General features: G+C 54.0%; 28 protein-coding genes. All 28 read left to right on the top strand.

Features of this window, described 5'->3' with window-relative positions; genetic code table 11:
* Window positions 1–22: 22 nt before the first annotated feature.
* The 28 genes from fusA (at window position 23) to ACQY4M_RS20470 (ending at window position 17,129) form a co-directional block, all read left to right on the top strand.
* On the top strand, window positions 23–2,140 hold the full coding sequence (gene fusA / locus ACQY4M_RS20605) for an elongation factor G (protein WP_428548116.1): 2,118 nt from the start codon (window positions 23–25) through the stop codon (window positions 2,138–2,140).
* A gap of 14 nt (window positions 2,141–2,154) precedes the next feature.
* A complete protein-coding gene (locus ACQY4M_RS20600; RefSeq protein WP_428548113.1) occupies window positions 2,155–2,706 on the top strand; it encodes a hypothetical protein in 552 nt (183 codons plus the stop codon).
* Window positions 2,707–2,757: 51 nt separating this feature from the next.
* Window positions 2,758–3,933, top strand: a complete 1,176-nt coding sequence (gene tuf, locus ACQY4M_RS20595) for an elongation factor Tu (RefSeq protein WP_428548110.1) — start codon at window positions 2,758–2,760, stop codon at window positions 3,931–3,933.
* A gap of 82 nt (window positions 3,934–4,015) precedes the next feature.
* The gene (gene rpsJ, locus ACQY4M_RS20590; protein WP_118941212.1) at window positions 4,016–4,324 is read left to right on the top strand and encodes a 30S ribosomal protein S10; all 309 of its coding nucleotides are present in this window, start codon (window positions 4,016–4,018) and stop codon (window positions 4,322–4,324) included.
* Window positions 4,325–4,338: 14 nt separating this feature from the next.
* The gene (gene rplC, locus ACQY4M_RS20585) at window positions 4,339–5,067 is read left to right on the top strand and encodes a 50S ribosomal protein L3 (RefSeq protein ID WP_118941213.1); all 729 of its coding nucleotides are present in this window, start codon (window positions 4,339–4,341) and stop codon (window positions 5,065–5,067) included.
* Window positions 5,064–5,684 (top strand): 50S ribosomal protein L4, encoded by a 621-nt coding sequence (gene rplD / locus ACQY4M_RS20580; protein ID WP_428548106.1) that lies wholly within the window; start codon window positions 5,064–5,066, stop codon window positions 5,682–5,684. The genes rplC and rplD overlap by 4 nt, the downstream gene beginning before the upstream one ends.
* A complete protein-coding gene (locus ACQY4M_RS20575; protein ID WP_428548103.1) occupies window positions 5,681–5,977 on the top strand; it encodes a 50S ribosomal protein L23 in 297 nt (98 codons plus the stop codon). The genes rplD and ACQY4M_RS20575 overlap by 4 nt, the downstream gene beginning before the upstream one ends.
* Before the next feature lie 116 nt (window positions 5,978–6,093).
* A complete protein-coding gene (gene rplB / locus ACQY4M_RS20570) occupies window positions 6,094–6,936 on the top strand; it encodes a 50S ribosomal protein L2 (protein ID WP_428548100.1) in 843 nt (280 codons plus the stop codon).
* A 2-nt stretch (window positions 6,937–6,938) separates the two neighbouring features.
* Window positions 6,939–7,217, top strand: coding sequence for a 30S ribosomal protein S19 (gene rpsS / locus ACQY4M_RS20565; RefSeq protein ID WP_428548097.1), 279 nt, complete (start codon window positions 6,939–6,941; stop codon window positions 7,215–7,217).
* A 2-nt stretch (window positions 7,218–7,219) separates the two neighbouring features.
* The gene (gene rplV, locus ACQY4M_RS20560; protein ID WP_428548094.1) at window positions 7,220–7,600 is read left to right on the top strand and encodes a 50S ribosomal protein L22; all 381 of its coding nucleotides are present in this window, start codon (window positions 7,220–7,222) and stop codon (window positions 7,598–7,600) included.
* The gene (rpsC, locus tag ACQY4M_RS20555) at window positions 7,600–8,307 is read left to right on the top strand and encodes a 30S ribosomal protein S3 (protein WP_118941219.1); all 708 of its coding nucleotides are present in this window, start codon (window positions 7,600–7,602) and stop codon (window positions 8,305–8,307) included. Before rplV ends, rpsC begins: the two co-directional genes overlap by 1 nt.
* A gap of 14 nt (window positions 8,308–8,321) precedes the next feature.
* Window positions 8,322–8,735: a 50S ribosomal protein L16 gene (rplP, locus tag ACQY4M_RS20550; protein ID WP_118941220.1), complete on the top strand. Its 414-nt coding sequence runs from the start codon at window positions 8,322–8,324 to the stop codon at window positions 8,733–8,735.
* A gap of 193 nt (window positions 8,736–8,928) precedes the next feature.
* A complete protein-coding gene (rpmC, locus tag ACQY4M_RS20545; RefSeq protein ID WP_428548089.1) occupies window positions 8,929–9,135 on the top strand; it encodes a 50S ribosomal protein L29 in 207 nt (68 codons plus the stop codon).
* A 12-nt stretch (window positions 9,136–9,147) separates the two neighbouring features.
* The gene (gene rpsQ, locus ACQY4M_RS20540) at window positions 9,148–9,378 is read left to right on the top strand and encodes a 30S ribosomal protein S17 (protein WP_428548086.1); all 231 of its coding nucleotides are present in this window, start codon (window positions 9,148–9,150) and stop codon (window positions 9,376–9,378) included.
* 75 nt (window positions 9,379–9,453) lie between these two features.
* On the top strand, window positions 9,454–9,822 hold the full coding sequence (gene rplN, locus ACQY4M_RS20535) for a 50S ribosomal protein L14 (RefSeq protein WP_428548083.1): 369 nt from the start codon (window positions 9,454–9,456) through the stop codon (window positions 9,820–9,822).
* 1 nt (window position 9,823) lies between these two features.
* Window positions 9,824–10,129 carry a 50S ribosomal protein L24 gene (gene rplX, locus ACQY4M_RS20530; protein ID WP_428548080.1) on the top strand — a complete coding sequence of 102 codons (306 nt, stop codon included), beginning with the start codon at window positions 9,824–9,826 and terminating at the stop codon, window positions 10,127–10,129.
* Window positions 10,129–10,689 (top strand): 50S ribosomal protein L5, encoded by a 561-nt coding sequence (rplE, locus tag ACQY4M_RS20525; protein WP_428548077.1) that lies wholly within the window; start codon window positions 10,129–10,131, stop codon window positions 10,687–10,689. Before rplX ends, rplE begins: the two co-directional genes overlap by 1 nt.
* A 19-nt stretch (window positions 10,690–10,708) precedes the next feature.
* Window positions 10,709–11,014, top strand: coding sequence for a 30S ribosomal protein S14 (gene rpsN, locus ACQY4M_RS20520; RefSeq protein ID WP_118941226.1), 306 nt, complete (start codon window positions 10,709–10,711; stop codon window positions 11,012–11,014).
* 12 nt (window positions 11,015–11,026) lie between these two features.
* Window positions 11,027–11,419, top strand: a complete 393-nt coding sequence (rpsH, locus tag ACQY4M_RS20515) for a 30S ribosomal protein S8 (protein WP_428548074.1) — start codon at window positions 11,027–11,029, stop codon at window positions 11,417–11,419.
* 10 nt (window positions 11,420–11,429) lie between these two features.
* Complete coding sequence (gene rplF, locus ACQY4M_RS20510; RefSeq protein WP_428548071.1) at window positions 11,430–11,963, top strand: 50S ribosomal protein L6; 534 nt, start codon at window positions 11,430–11,432, stop codon at window positions 11,961–11,963.
* A gap of 11 nt (window positions 11,964–11,974) precedes the next feature.
* Window positions 11,975–12,334 carry a 50S ribosomal protein L18 gene (gene rplR / locus ACQY4M_RS20505; protein WP_428548068.1) on the top strand — a complete coding sequence of 120 codons (360 nt, stop codon included), beginning with the start codon at window positions 11,975–11,977 and terminating at the stop codon, window positions 12,332–12,334.
* An 11-nt stretch (window positions 12,335–12,345) separates the two neighbouring features.
* Complete coding sequence (gene rpsE / locus ACQY4M_RS20500) at window positions 12,346–12,915, top strand: 30S ribosomal protein S5 (protein ID WP_428548065.1); 570 nt, start codon at window positions 12,346–12,348, stop codon at window positions 12,913–12,915.
* A gap of 12 nt (window positions 12,916–12,927) precedes the next feature.
* Window positions 12,928–13,116, top strand: a complete 189-nt coding sequence (rpmD, locus tag ACQY4M_RS20495) for a 50S ribosomal protein L30 (RefSeq protein WP_118941231.1) — start codon at window positions 12,928–12,930, stop codon at window positions 13,114–13,116.
* Between the two features lie 68 nt (window positions 13,117–13,184).
* Window positions 13,185–13,679 (top strand): DUF3461 family protein, encoded by a 495-nt coding sequence (locus ACQY4M_RS20490; RefSeq protein ID WP_428548329.1) that lies wholly within the window; start codon window positions 13,185–13,187, stop codon window positions 13,677–13,679.
* Window positions 13,680–13,777: 98 nt separating this feature from the next.
* The gene (locus ACQY4M_RS20485; protein WP_428548061.1) at window positions 13,778–14,425 is read left to right on the top strand and encodes a DUF4202 domain-containing protein; all 648 of its coding nucleotides are present in this window, start codon (window positions 13,778–13,780) and stop codon (window positions 14,423–14,425) included.
* A 129-nt stretch (window positions 14,426–14,554) separates the two neighbouring features.
* Window positions 14,555–15,031, top strand: coding sequence for a 50S ribosomal protein L15 (rplO, locus tag ACQY4M_RS20480; RefSeq protein WP_428548058.1), 477 nt, complete (start codon window positions 14,555–14,557; stop codon window positions 15,029–15,031).
* A 104-nt stretch (window positions 15,032–15,135) separates the two neighbouring features.
* Window positions 15,136–16,491 carry a preprotein translocase subunit SecY gene (secY, locus tag ACQY4M_RS20475; protein WP_428548055.1) on the top strand — a complete coding sequence of 452 codons (1,356 nt, stop codon included), beginning with the start codon at window positions 15,136–15,138 and terminating at the stop codon, window positions 16,489–16,491.
* On the top strand, window positions 16,488–17,129 hold the full coding sequence (locus ACQY4M_RS20470) for an adenylate kinase (protein WP_428548052.1): 642 nt from the start codon (window positions 16,488–16,490) through the stop codon (window positions 17,127–17,129). Before secY ends, ACQY4M_RS20470 begins: the two co-directional genes overlap by 4 nt.
* The last annotated feature ends 2 nt before the right edge of the window (window positions 17,130–17,131 follow it).

Below are 17,131 nucleotides of genomic sequence, written 5' to 3'. Positions count from 1 at the left end.
CTTTAAGGTTAGGCCCGAGAAAATGGCACGCGAATATCCACTAGAACGGTACCGCAACTTTGGTATCATGGCCCACATTGATGCAGGTAAAACCACCTGTACCGAACGGATTCTGTATTACACTGGGAAATCCCACAACATTGGCGAAGTGCACGATGGCGCTGCGACAATGGACTGGATGGAGCAGGAGCAGGAGCGTGGCATCACCATTACTTCGGCTGCGACCACCACTTTCTGGGCGCGGACCACGGATGGCAAATCCGAAGAGACCGAAAAGCACCGGATGAACATCATCGATACGCCCGGCCACGTTGACTTCACGATTGAAGTCGAGCGTTCGCTGGCCGTTCTGGATGGTGCTATTGCTCTGCTGGACGCCAACGCCGGTGTCGAGCCGCAAACAGAAACTGTTTGGCGTCAGGCTGACCGTTACAAGGTTCCGCGGATTGTGTTCGTCAACAAGATGGACAAAATCGGCGCGAACTTCCAGAATTGTGTGGAAATGATCAAAGACCGTACGGGTGCTATTCCTTGCCCCGTCCAGTTCCCGATCGGTGCTGAAACCGAGCTTGAAGGCATTGTTGATCTGATCACCATGCAGGAGTGGGTTTGGGTTGGTGAAGATCTTGGTGCATCTTGGGAGCTGCATGATATTCGCCCCGAGCTGCAAGAAGAAGCCAACGACCGACGCGCCACCATGATCGAACTTGCTGTCGACATGGACGATGACGCAATGGAGGCCTATCTGGACGGCAACGAACCGGATGTCGAAACTCTGCGTAAACTGATCCGCATGGGCACCATCGAAATGAAATTCGTCCCCATTCTGGCCGGTTCCGCCTTTAAAAACAAAGGTGTTCAGCCGCTGTTGAACGCTGTAATCGATTTCCTGCCCAGCCCGCTGGATGTTGTTGATTACATGGGCTTTAAGCCCGGAGACGAAACCGAAACGCGTGATATTCCCCGCCGTGCGGACGATAACATGCCGTTCTCGGCGCTGGCGTTTAAAATCATGAACGACCCCTTCGTTGGTTCGCTGACCTTCACACGCATCTATTCGGGCGTGCTGAAGAAAGGCGACAGCATCCTGAACTCGACCAAAGGCAAGAAAGAACGCGTTGGCCGGATGATGATGATGCACTCGATCAACCGCGAAGAGATCGACGAAGCCTTTGCTGGCGATATTATCGCACTGGCTGGTCTGAAGCAGACCACCACAGGTGATACGCTTTGTGATATCAACGATCCGGTTGTTCTGGAAACAATGACCTTCCCTGATCCGGTAATCGAGATTGCCGTCGAGCCTAAAACCAAAGCCGACCAAGAAAAAATGTCGGCCGGTCTGGCCCGTCTGGCTGCCGAGGATCCATCCTTCCGTGTGGAAACCGATTTTGAATCGGGTCAAACCATCATGAAGGGTATGGGCGAACTTCACCTTGATATTCTGGTGGATCGTCTGAAGCGCGAATTCAAGGTTGAAGCCAACATCGGTGCGCCGCAGGTTGCATACCGTGAAACGATTAGCCACGAAGTCGAGCACAGCTATACCCACAAGAAACAGTCGGGTGGTTCTGGTCAGTTCGCTGAAGTGAAAATGATCATTTCACCGACAAAGCCGGGCGAAGGCTACAGCTTTGAAAGCCGCATTGTTGGCGGTTCGATCCCCAAGGAATACATCCCGGGCGTCGAAAAAGGCATCCAGTCTGTTATGGATAGCGGCCCGCTGGCCGGCTTCCCTGTAATCGACTTCAAGGTTGCCCTGATCGACGGTAAGTTCCACGATGTTGACTCCTCGGTTCTGGCCTTTGAAATTGCTGGCCGTATGTGCATGCGTGAAGGTCTGAAACGGGCCGGCGCGAAGATGCTCGAGCCGATTATGAAAGTCGAAGTGATCACACCGGAAGAATACACCGGTAACATCATCGGCGATCTGACATCGCGTCGCGGTCAGGTTCAGGGGCAGGATACACGCGGCAACGCGATTGCGATCGATGCTTTTGTACCGCTGGCCAACATGTTCGGTTACATCAACACCCTGCGGTCCATGTCTTCGGGCCGTGCGAACTTCTCGATGCTGTTCGACCATTATGACCCTGTTCCGCAGAATATCTCGGAAGAAATCCAAGCGAAATACGCGTAATCGGAGTTGAGTGAATGACTGTTATGCGTATGCCGTTTCTGTTTGGGGTTCTGATGTTCCTTACTGCCTGTGTGAGCGGCTCGGAGCCGGTCACACAGCCTGCTGTTGTCAAGGCCTATACAGTTCGTACTGTTCAGGTGTCTGTCGCAAAGGATGCTGCTAAGGGCCGGTTCGAGGATCAGGCTGTTCGGGATGCTGCAATTGCTGCTCTGAAGGCAGATCTTAAGGCCAAAGCAGCCATGGTTCCCGGCGGCGCTACTTCTGCTACGGCACAGGTGACGATAGTTTCGATGAAGCTCAAGGAAGCCGGTGCGCGTTCTTTTGGCGGTGCAAACGAAATTGTTGCCAATGTTCGGATTGTGGATAGTCGCGGACGTGTGTTGCGTGAAATCGATCAGGTCCGATACTGGGATCAGGCAAAGCGTAACGAGAGCACGTTTAATGGTCTTCCGATTGGTCTTTTGATCAATATGGGACGCAATGCATCGGACGCCAAAAGTGGCGAGGATTTGAACAAATTGCTGGGCGGCTTCTCGGACGCCTTCGTAGCTTGGCTCAAGAATTAATCAGGTAAGTCCCCCGCGCCGTAGCGAGGGGTAAAATATAAGGAGGCCACCATGGCTAAGGAAAAGTTTGAACGTACGAAACCGCACGTTAACATCGGCACGATCGGCCACGTTGACCACGGTAAAACCACATTGACGGCAGCGATCACCAAATATTTTGGTGATTTTCAGGCCTATGACGACATCGACGGCGCCCCCGAAGAAAAGGCGCGCGGGATTACGATTTCGACCGCCCACGTCGAATATGAAACCGACACCCGCCACTATGCGCACGTCGACTGTCCCGGCCACGCCGACTATGTGAAGAACATGATCACCGGTGCGGCGCAGATGGATGGTGCCATTCTGGTTGTGAACGCAGCTGACGGCCCGATGCCCCAGACCCGCGAGCACATCCTGCTGGGCCGTCAGGTTGGCATCCCCTACATGGTTGTCTACATGAACAAGGTTGATCAGGTCGACGACGAAGAGCTGCTGGAACTGGTTGAAATGGAGATCCGCGAACTGCTGTCCTCTTATGACTACCCCGGCGACGACATTCCTGTGATCCCTGGTTCGGCTCTGGCCGCCATGGAAGGTCGCGATCCTGAAATCGGTGAAAATTCGATCCGCGCACTGATGAAAGCGGTTGACGAATATATCCCGACACCAGAACGCGCTGTTGACCAGCCGTTCCTGATGCCGATCGAGGATGTGTTCTCGATTTCCGGCCGTGGTACTGTTGTAACCGGCCGTATCGAGCGTGGCGTGATCAATGTTGGCGACGAAATTGAAATCGTCGGCATTCGCGACACCAAGAAAACCACCTGTACCGGTGTTGAAATGTTCCGCAAGCTGCTGGACCGCGGCGAAGCCGGTGACAACGTCGGTGTTCTGCTGCGCGGGATCGACCGTGATGGTGTCGAGCGTGGGCAGATCCTGTGTAAACCTGGTTCGGTTAATCCGCACACCAAGTTCGAGGCCGAAGCCTATATCCTGACCAAGGACGAGGGTGGCCGTCACACGCCGTTCTTTGCGAACTACCGTCCGCAGTTCTACTTCCGGACCACGGACGTGACCGGCACGGTAACGCTGCCCGAGGGCACAGAAATGGTTATGCCCGGCGACAACCTGAAGTTCGAAGTCGAACTGATTGCGCCGATCGCCATGGAAGAAGGCCTGCGCTTTGCGATCCGCGAAGGCGGCCGCACTGTGGGCGCCGGCGTTGTGTCCAAAATCATCGAGTAATCCAACGATACGGGTTCGACGAGGGTCACCGGATGAGCCGGTGATCCTCCTATCAACTTATGAGCCGCGAAAGGCTAATTAAATGCAAAGCCAGACTATTCGCATTCGGCTAAAAGCGTTTGACTATCGTGTACTGGACGCCAGCACACAAGAGATTGTCAACACCGCGAAGCGGACAGGCGCCACAGTGCGCGGTCCGATTCCAATGCCGAACAAGATCGAAAAATTCACCGTTCTGCGTGGTCCCCACGTAGACAAGAAATCCCGTGAGCAATTCGAGATCCGCACGCACAAGCGCCTGTTGGATATCGTCGACCCGACACCTCAAACCGTTGACGCGCTGATGAAGCTCGATCTGGCGGCCGGTGTTGACGTCGAGATCAAGGTTTAAGGAGGGCAACACAGATGCGCTCTGGTGTAATCGCAAAAAAGATGGGCATGACCCGTCTTTTCATGGAGGACGGGAAACAGATTCCTGTGACTGTTCTTCTTCTCGACAACTTGCAGGTTGTTTCCAACCGCACAGTTGAAAAAGATGGCTATACGGCTGTTCAACTGGGTGCCGGCACGGCAAAAGCAAAACGCACATCCAAAGCGATGCGCGGCCATTTTGCAGCTGCCAAAGTGGCGCCCAAGCGTAAGATCGCCGAATTCCGGGTATCCGAGGATAACCTAATCGGTGTTGGCGAGGAAATTTCCGCCGACCATTACGTTGAAGGGCAAAAAGTCGATGTATCCGGTACATCGATCGGTAAAGGCTTTGCTGGTGCTATGAAGCGTCACAACTTTGGGGGGCTGCGCGCCACTCACGGTGTGTCGATCAGCCACCGTTCGCATGGTTCGACCGGTCAGTGTCAGGATCCTGGCAAGGTGTTCAAAGGCAAGAAGATGGCCGGTCACATGGGTGCTGCCCGTGTAACCACGCAGAACCTTGAAGTTGTTCGCACAGACGCCGACCGTGGCCTGATCATGGTCAAAGGCGCTGTTCCGGGTTCAAAAGGTGGCTGGGTCACGATCAAAGACGCCGTCAAAAAGAAACTGCCCGAGGGTGTTCCTTTTCCAGCAGCGCTGAAATCAGCCGCTGTTGCCGAGGCACCTGCTGAAGAGCAAGCCGAGGGGAGTTCTGAAGAATGAAACTTGACGTAATCAAACTTGATGGCAAAAAGTCCGGTTCTGTTGATCTTGGCGACGAGATTTTCGGTCTGGAACCACGTGCCGACATTTTGCACCGTGTGGTGCGCTGGCAGCGTAACAACGCGCAAGCCGGCACTCACAAGGTGAAAACACGGTCTGAAGTAAGCTACTCGACCAAGAAGATTTATCGCCAAAAAGGTACCGGTGGCGCACGCCACGGCGCTCGCTCGGCACCGATCTTCCGCGGTGGTGGTGTTTACAAAGGTCCAACCCCTCGCAGCCACGGCCACGAGCTTACGAAGAAATTCCGCAAGCTGGGTCTGCGTCACGCACTGTCTGCCAAGGCGACAGCGGGTGAACTGGTTGTGATCGACACGGCTGATCTGAAGGATGCAAAAACTTCGGTTCTGGCCAAAGCGATCAAGGAACTGGGTTGGAAGCGCGCGCTGGTGATTGATGGTGCCGAAGTAAATGAAAACTTTGCCAAGGCAGCACGCAACATCGAAGGTCTGGATATCCTGCCTTCGCAAGGCGCAAATGTTTATGACATCCTGAAGCGGGACACCCTGGTGTTGACCAAAGCAGGTGTCGAAGCACTGGAGGCTCGACTGAAATGAGCGCGAAGGCAGAACATTACGATGTGATCCGCAAGCCGATCATCACAGAAAAAGCAACTATGGCGTCTGAAAATAACGCTGTTGTTTTTGAAGTGGCGATCGACGCCAACAAACCGCAAATCAAAGAGGCCGTCGAAAGCCTGTTTGGTGTCAAGGTGAAGGCCGTGAATACGTCCATCACCAAAGGCAAAGTCAAGCGGTTCCGCGGGCAGCTGGGCACACGTAAAGACATCAAAAAGGCTTATGTGACCCTTGAAGAGGGAAACACTATCGACGTCTCTACAGGCCTCTGATAGTAAGCACCGAATCTAGCTCAGCCCCGACTCGCTCGGGGCTGAGTCTATTTGTAACCGAGGCCAAGGTTTTTGTATGAAAATCAAGGTCTCAAAGCTAACGGAAGACAGAAAGCATGGCACTAAAGTCGTATAAACCGACGACGCCAGGCCAACGTGGGTTGGTTCTGATCGACCGTTCGGAGCTTTGGAAAGGACGCCCCGTCAAGGCCCTCACAGAGGGTTTGACGAAAAAAGGCGGCCGGAACAATACCGGACGGATCACTATGCGTCGCAAAGGTGGGGGCGCAAAGCGTCTGTACCGGATTGTTGATTTTAAACGTAACAAAATGGATGTTGCCGCAACGGTTGAACGGATCGAATATGACCCGAACCGCACAGCATTCATCGCACTGATCAAATATGAAGACGGCGAGCAGGCCTATATCCTGGCCCCTCAGCGTCTGGCAGTTGGCGATCAGGTGATTGCTTCGGCCAAGGCCGACGTAAAGCCCGGCAACGCAATGCCCTTTTCCGGCATGCCCATCGGCACAATCATCCACAACATCGAGCTGAAGCCAGGCAAAGGCGGTCAAATCGCCCGTGCTGCCGGTACATATGCCCAGTTTGTTGGCCGTGATGGTGGCTACGCACAGATCCGCCTGTCTTCGGGTGAACTGCGCATGGTGCGTCAGGAATGTATGGCCACCGTTGGTGCCGTTTCGAACCCCGACAATTCCAACCAGAACTTTGGTAAGGCTGGCCGGAACCGTCACAAGGGCATCCGCCCCTCTGTTCGCGGTGTTGTCATGAACCCTGTTGATCACCCCCACGGTGGTGGTGAAGGTCGTACATCGGGTGGTCGCCATCCTGTATCGCCTTGGGGCAAGCCCACCAAAGGTGCGCGGACCCGCAACAAGAAAAAAGCGTCGAGCAGCCTGATTATCCGGTCGCGTCACGCTAAGAAGAAGGGGCGTTAAATATGGCACGTTCTGTATGGAAAGGCCCGTTTGTCGACTCTTATGTGCTGAAGAAAGCCGAAGCGTCGAAAGAATCCGGTCGCAACGAAGTTATCAAGATCTGGTCACGCCGCTCGACGATCCTGCCCCAGTTTGTGGGTTTGACGTTTGGCGTTTACAACGGCCGTAAACACATCCCCGTAAACGTCAGCGAAGACATGATTGGTCAGAAGTTCGGTGAATATGCGCCGACACGGACCTATCGTGGCCATGCCGCCGACAAAAAAGCGAAGCGGAGCTAGTCATGGGTAAGCAAAAAAACGCACGCCGCGTGGCAGACAACGAAGCAATGGCCAAAACCCGTATGCTTCGTACAAGCCCGCAGAAACTGAATCTGGTCGCACAAATGATCCGCGGCAAGAAAGTGGACAAGGCCCTGTCAGACCTGACATTTTCCAAAAAGCGGATCTCGGACGATGTGAAGAAATGTCTTCAGTCGGCTATCGCGAATGCAGAAAACAATCACAATCTGGACGTTGACGAGCTGATCGTTGCCGAAGCCTGGGTTGGTAAAAACCTGACCATGAAGCGCGGTCGCCCTCGGGCGCGTGGCCGGTTTGGCAAAATTCTAAAACCATTTGCCGAGCTGACTATTCTGGTTCGCGAAGTTGAGGAGCAAGCATAATGGGTCAGAAGGTTAATCCAATTGGCATGCGCCTGCAGATCAACCGCACCTGGGACAGCCGCTGGTACGCGGAATCCAAGGATTTTGGTAATCTTCTTCTGGAAGACATCAAAATGCGCGAGTTCATCAAAGAAGATTGCAAGCAGGCTGGTATCAGCCGTGTAATCATCGAGCGTCCGCACAAGAAATGCCGCGTTACGGTTCACACAGCACGCCCCGGCGTTATCATCGGCAAGAAAGGCGCAGACATCGAAACTCTGCGTAAAAAACTGGCCGCAATGACCGACAGCGAGTTGCACCTGAACATCGTCGAAGTTCGCAAGCCGGAAATGGATGCGCAACTGGTTGCCGAGAATATCGCCCAGCAGCTGGAACGCCGTGTGTCCTTCCGTCGCGCGATGAAGCGTTCGGTTCAAAACACCATGCGCATGGGGGCCCTAGGCATCCGTGTGAATGTTGCCGGTCGTCTTGGTGGTGCCGAGATTGCCCGCACCGAGTGGTATCGTGAAGGTCGTGTGCCGCTGCACACCCTGCGCGCCGACATCGACTACGCACACGCAGAAGCGATGACTGCCTATGGCATCATCGGGATCAAGGTCTGGATCTTCAAAGGCGAGATCATGGAGCACGATCCCCAAGCGCGTGACCGTAGGTTAGAGCAACTCCAGCAAGGCCCTGCACCTCGTGGTGCCGGCGGCCGTCGCTAAGGAGGTATTGAAAAATGCTACAGCCAAAGCGCACTAAATTTCGCAAAATGCACAAGGGCCGGATTCACGGTCAGGCCAAAGGCGGCTCGACCCTGAACTTTGGTACTTACGGCCTGAAAGCAGTGGAGCCTAACCGCATCACCGCCCGTCAGATCGAGGCAGCCCGTCGTGCAATGACCCGTCACATGAAACGTCAGGGCCGTGTCTGGATCCGTATCTTCCCGGATACCCCGGTCACATCGAAGCCCACCGAGGTTCGGATGGGTAAAGGTAAAGGTTCAGTTGATTTCTGGGCGGCCAAGGTCAAGCCAGGTCGTGTCATGTTTGAAATCGACGGTGTAACCGATGCCGTTGCACGCGAAGCCCTGCGTCTTGCTGCGATGAAACTGCCGGTGAAAACCCGCACGATCGTTCGCGAAGACTGGTAAAGTGGTGGCGGGGTGAACCCCGCCCTACGGGATAGTTTCAGACCCCCGCCGATGTTGGCGGGGGTTTGTTTATATGAAGGGTTGCCATACACGCGAATCCTGCGTATACGGCCAACTTCACCACGCACTCCACCGGAATCAGGGTGACCCGTCAGGGGGCCTTCTGGTGATGTTGAAAAAAAAGGAATAGGCGATGAACGCCCAGGAACTAAGAGACAAAACGCCTGACCAGCTGCAAGAAGAGCTGGCAAGCCTGAAGAAGGAAGCGTTTAACCTGCGCTTCCAACAGGCCACCGGGCAATTGGAAAGCACGTCGCGTATGCGTTCGGTTCGCCGTGACGCAGCCCGTGTTAAGACCATATTGAACGAAAAAGCAGCAGCCGCAGCTGCTGACGAATAGGAGCCTTTAGATATGCCCAAACGTATTCTCACAGGCACCGTAACAAGTGACCAGAACGAACAAACCGTAACGGTTTCGGTTGAACGTCGCTTTACACACCCTGTTCTGAAGAAAACCATTCGTAAGTCCAAAAAATACCGGGCTCACGATCCCAAGAACGAATTCAAGGTTGGCGATACAGTCCGCATTCAGGAATGTGCACCGATTTCGAAAACGAAACGCTGGGAAGTGCTGGCCAGCTAGGCCTGTACCTTTTCAGTTTTAACGAAACCCTGGGGACGTAGGCAATGAAGCCCCCCAAAGGTCGGGAGAAACCAAATGATCCAGATGCAGACCAATCTGGATGTTGCTGACAACAGCGGCGCTCGCCGTGTTCAGTGCATCAAGGTTCTCGGCGGTTCGCACCGTCGTTACGCGTCCGTGGGTGACATCATCGTTGTATCGGTGAAAGAAGCCATTCCGCGTGGCCGTGTGAAAAAAGGGGACGTCCGCAAGGCCGTCGTCGTTCGCACCGCCAAAGAAGTCCGTCGTGAAGACGGCACAGCAATCCGGTTTGACCGTAATGCTGCAGTTATCCTGAACAATGCAAACGAGCCAATGGGCACCCGTATCTTCGGGCCAGTGGTTCGCGAGCTGCGCGCGAAGAACTTCATGAAGATCATCTCGCTTGCTCCGGAGGTTCTGTAACATGGCTGCAAAACTGAAAAAGGGCGACAAGGTCGTCGTGCTGGCCGGCAAAGACAAGGGCAAACAGGGCGACATCGTTTCTGTAAATCCCGCTGCCGGCAAAGCCATCGTGGACGGTATGAATATTTCGATCCGCCACGTTCGCCAGTCCCAGAACACACAGGGTGGCCGCGTCCCGCAAGCGATGCCGATCGACCTGTCCAATCTGGCGCTTGTTGATAGCAAAGGCAAACCAACCCGCGTTGGCTTTCGTGTGGAAGACGGCAAGAAGGTTCGTTATGCCAAAACAACAGGGGAGACTGTATAATGCTGGATGATGCAAAATACACCCCGCGTTTGAAAACGGTATATAAAGATACCGTTCGTGCCGCGTTGAAAGAACAGTTCAACTACAAAAATGACATGATGATCCCCCGGCTCGACAAGATCGTGCTGAACATGGGCATCGGCGAAACTGTTAAAGACACCAAAAAGATCAAATCGGCCGAAGCCGAATTGACCGCGATTGCCGGCCAGAAGGTCGTCATCACACGGGCCAAGAAATCGGTTGCGTCCTTTCGGGTGCGCGAAGATATGCCCATGGGTGTCAAGGTTACGCTGCGTGGCGACCGGATGTATGATTTTCTGGACCGCCTGATCACCATTGCAATGCCCCGCATCCGCGACTTTCGCGGTATTTCCGCCAAGTCGTTCGACGGCCGCGGCAACTATGCAATGGGCCTGAAAGAGCACATCGTGTTCCCCGAAGTCGACTATGATAAAGTCGATGAGATCTGGGGAATGGACATCGTAATCGCGACCACCGCAAAGACTGATGCGGAAGGGGAGGCATTGTTGAAAGCACTCAACATGCCTTTCACAAGCTGAGCGCGGGGAGAGAGAGAACATGGCTAAAAAAGCAATGATCGAACGTGAACTGAAGCGTCAGAAGCTGGTAGCAAAATATGCCGCCAAGCGTGCTGCGCTGAAAGAGATCGTAAGAGACGAGAGCAAACCGATGGAAGAGCGCTTTAAGGCGACCCTGAAGCTTGCAAAACTGCCGCGTGATTCCTCGGCGACACGGTTGCACAACCGCTGTCAGCTGACGGGTCGTCCCCACGCTTACTATCGTAAGCTGAAGGTATCGCGGATCGCGTTGCGGGAACTTGGCAGTAATGGCCAGATCCCCGGCATGGTTAAATCGAGCTGGTAAGGGAGAGACGATATGAATGATCCTATCGGCGATATGCTTACCCGTATTCGGAACGCCCAAATGCGCGGTAAATCCACTGTTATCACTCCTGCTTCCAAGCTTCGTGCCTGGGTTCTGGACGTGCTGGCTGATGAAGGCTACATCCGTGGCTATGAAGCAACCACCGGGGCCGATGGCCATTCGGCGATTGAAATCAGCCTGAAATATTTCGATGGCACTCCTGTCATTCGCGAGTTGAAGCGGGTTTCAACACCCGGTCGTCGCGTTTACATGGGCGTCAAGGAGATCCCTTCGGTCCGTCAGGGCCTGGGTGTCTCGATTGTCTCCACACCTAAGGGTGTGATGTCGGATGCTGCTGCACGCAATGCCAATGTTGGCGGCGAAGTGCTCTGCACCGTATTCTAGGGGGACTGATATGTCGAGAATTGGTAAAAAAGCGGTCGACCTGCCAAGCGGTGTTAGCGCATCAATGTCAGGTCAGACCATCGAAGTGAAGGGTCCGAAAGGCACCCTTAGCTTTACGGCAACCGACGATGTAACCATCACCATTGATGGCGAAACCGTATCCGTAACCCCGCGCGGATCATCCAAACGGGCGCGCCAGCAGTGGGGCATGAGCCGCACAATGGTCGCCAATATGGTGACCGGCGTTACGACCGGCTTCAAGAAAGAGCTGGAGCTGAACGGTATTGGTTATCGTGCGCAGTTGCAGGGCAACACCCTGAAGCTGACATTGGGTCTGTCGCATGACGTTGATTTCGCTATTCCCAGCGATGTGACGGTGACGGTTCCAAAGCAAACCGAGATCATTGTTGAGGGCATCGACCCACAACGTGTTGGTCAGGTTTCTGCCGAAATTCGCGCTTGGCGTAAACCCGAGCCCTACAAGGGCAAAGGCATCAAGTATAAAGATGAATATATCTTCCGTAAGGAAGGTAAGAAGAAGTAAGGACCAAAGGCATGGCAAACAGCAAAAGAGACCTGTTTCTGAAACGCCGCCTGCGCGTTCGGAACAAACTGCGCAAAACCGCAGCAGGGCGTCCGCGCCTATCGGTTCACCGCAGCAACAAAAACATCAGCGTTCAGCTGATCGACGATGTAAATGGCGTCACACTGGCATCGGCTTCCACTATGGAAAAAGATCTGGGTGTTGTCGGCAAGAACAACGTCGAAGCAGCCGCCAAAGTTGGCGCTGCGATTGCAGAACGTGCGAAAAAAGCCAAAGTGACCGAGTGTTACTTCGACCGCGGCGGCTTCCTCTTTCATGGGAAGGTAAAGGCTTTGGCCGATGCTGCCCGTGAAGGCGGCCTCAAGTTTTAGGAGACGATTAGATGGCTAGAGATAACAATCGGGGTAATCGTCGCGATCGCGATGAAAATCCGGAATTCGCCGATCGTCTTGTTGCGATCAACCGGGTTTCCAAGACCGTAAAAGGTGGTAAGCGTTTTGGCTTTGCCGCACTTGTGGTTGTCGGTGACCAAAAGGGCCGCGTCGGCTTTGGCAAAGGTAAAGCCAAAGAAGTACCCGAAGCGATCCGCAAGGCAACAGAAGCTGCCAAGCGTCAGCTGATCCGTGTGCCCCTGCGCGAAGGCCGCACATTGCACCACGACATGCAGGGCCGTCACGGTGCCGGCAAGGTTGTGATGCGCACAGCACCTGAAGGGACCGGTATTATTGCCGGTGGTCCGATGCGTGCCGTGTTTGAAATGTTGGGTGTTAAGGATGTTGTGGCCAAGTCGCTTGGTTCGCAAAACCCTTACAACATGATCCGCGCCACCATCGACGGGCTGAAAAAAGAATCCAGCCCCCGCAATGTGGCCCAGCGTCGTGGTAAAAAGGTTGCCGATATCCTTGGTAAACCTGCCGAAGCCCCTGCGGCTGACGCACCGGCAGAAGCGTAAGGGAGCGGACAGATGGCTAAAACAATCGTTGTAAAGCAAATCGGTTCTCCGATCCGCCGCCCGGAAAAACAGCGTCAGACGCTGATTGGTCTGGGCCTGAACAAGATGCACAAAACCCGCGAGCTGAACGATACACCAGCAATCCGCGGCATGGTCGCCAAGATCCCGCATCTGGTCGAGATCATCGAGGAACGCGGCTAACGCCCCGATCTTTGATACAAGAATTGAAAGCGCCTCGGGGAAACTCGGGGCGTTTTTCGTTGGTGGTTATGTCGGAATGGAGCATTTGCCAATTTCCGGTTGTTTCGCTGGAAAAACGGGTTACTGTTTGCTCAAGCCAATTAACGAAAATAACATTACAGGGCGCACAAATGAAAACGAAAACACCTAACCTGACTGAAATGGGCGTAATGAATCCGGACCAGATCACCGATTATTCTGTCGTTCATGTTGCTGATGATATGGATGTATTGAAGATCAATTACCGCCGCCCCAAGAATTCGTTTTTGCCAAAGCGCCGCCGGTATGAATTCAAACGGATGAGTAAGCCCATGCCCGGGAATGAATTGAAGGGCGAGCAGGTGTTCCGTTACGAGATTTCCCCGATTCTGGCTCGTGCCACGGCCGAGCTGGATACCCTGTTGGCGGATCAGAAGCAATTGACCGCGACCAAACAGAGCCTTCAGCAGGAGTTGGCGGAATTGAACAGCGAATTCAATGAACGCATCGCGCATCTGTCAAAGATGATCGACGCATTGGATTGATCCGGTTCAAGCATTTTCCACTTGGTGACGGCTCGGCTGTTTCTTGTGGTGTGTGAATGGGTATAATGCCCATCCGCGCAGAATCAGGAGAAATCACAATGCCTTTTACCCCCACAGAACAATTCAACGCTGTGATTGCAGCGATCGACGCGGTAAATGCCGAAGACCCCCGCAAAATCATGGTCGATGGCGCCGAGTATCCCTATGAAACCGTCTACGCCGACCGGATGACCGAAACGCTGGAGCGGATGTACCCCGACGCGTCCGAGCTGTTACGCATTGCCGCCCGTGCCCAGCATATCCGCCGCTGGCAAATCCCGCGAGATACCTATCCGCGCAATCGCGAGGGCTATCAGAAGTGGCGCCTGGAGATGCGTCAGCTACATGCCGATCTGGTGGGCGGGATCATGCGGGAAAACGGTTATAGCGACGAGGATATCGCGCTGGTCGGATCTTACCTGCGCAAAGAGCGGCTAAAACGCGAGGCGGATTCGCAGGCGCTGGAAAACGTCGTGGATGTGGTTTTTCTGGCCTATTACTGGGATGAATTTGTCGCCAAATTCCCACATTACGATGACGACAAGCTGATCGACATTGTTGGCAAGACCCTGCGCAAAATGTCCAGCCACGGGCATCAGGCCGCTTTGGCGCTGGATATGCCGCCCGAAACGGCAAAAATCGTTATGGCAGCGGTTGAACGCGAGAAAGATACGCTGGCTGCAATGACCGCACGCGAAGCACAGTAGGTTTGGCTTGATCCTGCCGCCGCTTGGGTCTATACGCGCCCGGTGGCGAGTCCTTTTGCTGCGAAATTCAACATTTAAGCCGTGGTTGGTCCTTTCGCTCGTGACCATATCCGGCAAGGAGAGAGCGATATGAAATTGAATGAACTGCGCGACAATCCCGGCGCAACAAAATCCCGCAAGCGTATCGGCCGTGGTCCCGGTTCGGGCACTGGTAAAACAGGTGGCCGTGGTATCAAAGGTCAGAAATCCCGTTCGGGTGTTGCGATCAAGGGTTTCGAGGGTGGCCAGATGCCCCTCTACCAACGTCTGCCAAAGCGGGGCTTCAACAGCCGTAACCGCAAGAGCTATGCCGTTGTAAACCTGAACATCCTGCAGAAATTCATCGACGCCAAGAAACTGGACGCCAAAAAGGCGATCACAGAAGAGGCCCTGCTGGAAGCCGGCGTTGTGCGCCGTATTCTGGACGGTGTGCGAATCCTTGCCAAAGGCGAGATCACATCCAAGGTAAATCTGGAAGTAACCGGCGCATCCAAGGCCGCAATCGAGGCGGTTGAGAAGGCTGGCGGTAAACTGACAGTCAAATCTCCGGCAGCGGCGGCGAAATAGACCTTGTGAGCAGGCCCTAGTCTGCTTACATAGATTTTAAGTTTTCCAAGCGCCGCCAACCGGAGAACGGTTTGGCGGCGCTTTCATTAACAACGAGGCCCTAAATGGCATCTGCAGCAGAGCAAATGGCAGCGAACATGAGCTGGAGCGCCTTCGGTAAGGCGGGCGAGCTACGCAGCCGTATTCTTTTTACCATCGGTTTGTTGATCGTTTACCGTCTTGGCACCTATATTCCGGTTCCCGGGATTGATGGTGTTGCCCTTCGGGAGTTTATGGACAAGGCATCGCAAGGTATTGGTGGCTTGCTTCAAATGTTTACTGGTGGTGCGCTTGGCCGGATGGGTATTTTTGCCCTCGGGATCATGCCTTACATTTCTGCTTCCATCATTGTTCAGTTGCTGTCGGCCATGTGGCCACCGCTGGAACAGTTGAAGAAGGAAGGCGAGCAGGGCCGCAAGAAGATTAACCAATACACCCGTTACGGCACTGTGCTGTTGGCGACATTCCAGGCCTACGGACTGGCAAAATCGCTGGAAGCCGGTGATCTGGTGACAAACCCGGGCCTGTATTTCGAAGCTGCAACCGTGATTACGCTGGTTGGTGGCACCATGTTCCTGATGTGGCTGGGCGAACAGATCACCGCACGCGGTATCGGGAATGGCGTTTCCTTGATTATTTTTGTCGGTATCGTTGCCAGGGTTCCTGCAGCTATTGCGCAATTCCTTGCTCAGGGACGTTCCGGTGCGATCAGTCCCGGTGTGATTGTAATGGTGCTGATAATGGTCGTTGCTGTGATTGCCTTTGTGGTATTCATGGAGCGTGCCTTGCGTAAGATCCACATCCAGTATCCACGGCGTCAGGTTGGTATGAAGGTGTATGACGGAAGCAATTCACATCTGCCAGTTAAGGTAAACCCCGCCGGTGTGATCCCTGCAATTTTTGCATCCAGTCTGATGTTGTTGCCCACGACGATTGCAACATTCTCGGGCCAGCAAACCAGTCCGTTGATGTCGACTATTCTGGCTTACTTTGGCCCCGGTCAGCCGCTGTATCTGCTGTTTTTCACGGTTATGATCATCTTTTTCACGTTCTTCTATACATACAACGTGTCCTTCAAAGTGGATGATGTAGCCGATAATCTGAAAAACCAGAATGGCTTTATTCCCGGCATCCGTCCGGGTAAGAAAACAGCCGAGTATCTGGAATATGTGGTCACCCGCCTGTTGGTGCTTGGTTCGCTTTATCTAGCGGCGGTTGCTCTGCTGCCTCAGTTACTGCGCAGTCAATTTGCCATTCCTTTTTACTTTGGCGGGACATCGGTTCTGATTGTGGTTTCGGTGACGATGGATACGATCCAGCAGGTGCAGTCGCATATGTTGGCCCATCAATACGAAGGCCTGATTGAAAAATCCCAACTGCGTGGTAAAAAGCGCCGCAAAAGATCCTCAGGTAGAAAATGAATATCATCCTCTTAGGGCCACCGGGTGCCGGCAAAGGCACACAAGCACGACGTCTGGTAGAAGAACGCGGCATGATCCAGTTATCCACTGGCGATATGCTGCGGGAAGCCAAGGATAGTGGCACCGAAATGGGCAAGCGCGTAGCCAAGGTCATGGACGCAGGCGAATTGGTTACCGATGAAATCGTGATCGGCCTGATCGAGGAAAAGCTGAAGGGCGACAACGGCGGCGGCTTCATTTTTGATGGCTTCCCGCGCACTTTGGCACAGGCCGATGCGTTGGGGGAATTGTTAAAAAAATACGGCAAGACGCTGGATGCCGTGATCGAAATGCGGGTGGATGACGACGCACTGGTGCGCCGGATCACCGGCCGTTTCACATGCGGCAACTGCGGCGAGGTTTATCACGACGAAACCAAGCGCCCCAAAGTTGACGGTGTTTGCGATGTTTGTGGCGAAAGCGACATGAAACGCCGCGCCGATGACAACGAGGAATCCCTGCGCACACGGCTGATGGAATACTACAAAAAGACATCACCGCTGATCGGATACTACTATGCCAAAGGCAAGTTGCGGTCGGTAAACGGACTGGGTGAAATCGACGAAGTGGCGGCATCTATCGCCAAGGCGTTGGGATAAGT

It is taken from the genome of Profundibacter sp. (genome assembly GCF_965277155.1).
Classification (GTDB): Bacteria; Pseudomonadota; Alphaproteobacteria; order Rhodobacterales; family Rhodobacteraceae; genus Profundibacter.
Note: the sequence above shows the minus strand (reverse complement) of the source record. Positions and strands in the feature narration are given on the sequence as shown.

Bases quoted from the DNA above. Each gene is read 5' to 3' on its own strand.
- ACQY4M_RS20490 (WP_428548329.1), top strand. From the start codon at position 13,185: ATGTCGGAATGGAGCATTTGCCAATTTCCGGTTGTTTCGCTGGAAAAA.
- rplE (WP_428548077.1), top strand. From the start codon at position 10,129: ATGCTGGATGATGCAAAATACACCCCGCGTTTGAAAACGGTATATAAA.
- rplB (WP_428548100.1), top strand. From the start codon at position 6,094: ATGGCACTAAAGTCGTATAAACCGACGACGCCAGGCCAACGTGGGTTG.
- rpsH (WP_428548074.1), top strand. From the start codon at position 11,027: ATGAATGATCCTATCGGCGATATGCTTACCCGTATTCGGAACGCCCAA.
- tuf (WP_428548110.1), top strand. From the start codon at position 2,758: ATGGCTAAGGAAAAGTTTGAACGTACGAAACCGCACGTTAACATCGGC.
- rplO (WP_428548058.1), top strand. From the start codon at position 14,555: ATGAAATTGAATGAACTGCGCGACAATCCCGGCGCAACAAAATCCCGC.
- rplF (WP_428548071.1), top strand. From the start codon at position 11,430: ATGTCGAGAATTGGTAAAAAAGCGGTCGACCTGCCAAGCGGTGTTAGC.
- rplR (WP_428548068.1), top strand. From the start codon at position 11,975: ATGGCAAACAGCAAAAGAGACCTGTTTCTGAAACGCCGCCTGCGCGTT.
- secY (WP_428548055.1), top strand. From the start codon at position 15,136: ATGGCATCTGCAGCAGAGCAAATGGCAGCGAACATGAGCTGGAGCGCC.
- rplC (WP_118941213.1), top strand. From the start codon at position 4,339: ATGCGCTCTGGTGTAATCGCAAAAAAGATGGGCATGACCCGTCTTTTC.
- rplN (WP_428548083.1), top strand. From the start codon at position 9,454: ATGATCCAGATGCAGACCAATCTGGATGTTGCTGACAACAGCGGCGCT.
- ACQY4M_RS20575 (WP_428548103.1), top strand. From the start codon at position 5,681: ATGAGCGCGAAGGCAGAACATTACGATGTGATCCGCAAGCCGATCATC.
- rplX (WP_428548080.1), top strand. From the start codon at position 9,824: ATGGCTGCAAAACTGAAAAAGGGCGACAAGGTCGTCGTGCTGGCCGGC.
- rplD (WP_428548106.1), top strand. From the start codon at position 5,064: ATGAAACTTGACGTAATCAAACTTGATGGCAAAAAGTCCGGTTCTGTT.
- rpmC (WP_428548089.1), top strand. From the start codon at position 8,929: ATGAACGCCCAGGAACTAAGAGACAAAACGCCTGACCAGCTGCAAGAA.
- rpsS (WP_428548097.1), top strand. From the start codon at position 6,939: ATGGCACGTTCTGTATGGAAAGGCCCGTTTGTCGACTCTTATGTGCTG.
- rpsE (WP_428548065.1), top strand. From the start codon at position 12,346: ATGGCTAGAGATAACAATCGGGGTAATCGTCGCGATCGCGATGAAAAT.
- ACQY4M_RS20600 (WP_428548113.1), top strand. From the start codon at position 2,155: ATGACTGTTATGCGTATGCCGTTTCTGTTTGGGGTTCTGATGTTCCTT.
- rpmD (WP_118941231.1), top strand. From the start codon at position 12,928: ATGGCTAAAACAATCGTTGTAAAGCAAATCGGTTCTCCGATCCGCCGC.
- rpsJ (WP_118941212.1), top strand. From the start codon at position 4,016: ATGCAAAGCCAGACTATTCGCATTCGGCTAAAAGCGTTTGACTATCGT.
- rpsC (WP_118941219.1), top strand. From the start codon at position 7,600: ATGGGTCAGAAGGTTAATCCAATTGGCATGCGCCTGCAGATCAACCGC.
- fusA (WP_428548116.1), top strand. From the start codon at position 23: ATGGCACGCGAATATCCACTAGAACGGTACCGCAACTTTGGTATCATG.
- rpsQ (WP_428548086.1), top strand. From the start codon at position 9,148: ATGCCCAAACGTATTCTCACAGGCACCGTAACAAGTGACCAGAACGAA.
- ACQY4M_RS20470 (WP_428548052.1), top strand. From the start codon at position 16,488: ATGAATATCATCCTCTTAGGGCCACCGGGTGCCGGCAAAGGCACACAA.
- rplV (WP_428548094.1), top strand. From the start codon at position 7,220: ATGGGTAAGCAAAAAAACGCACGCCGCGTGGCAGACAACGAAGCAATG.
- ACQY4M_RS20485 (WP_428548061.1), top strand. From the start codon at position 13,778: ATGCCTTTTACCCCCACAGAACAATTCAACGCTGTGATTGCAGCGATC.
- rpsN (WP_118941226.1), top strand. From the start codon at position 10,709: ATGGCTAAAAAAGCAATGATCGAACGTGAACTGAAGCGTCAGAAGCTG.
- rplP (WP_118941220.1), top strand. From the start codon at position 8,322: ATGCTACAGCCAAAGCGCACTAAATTTCGCAAAATGCACAAGGGCCGG.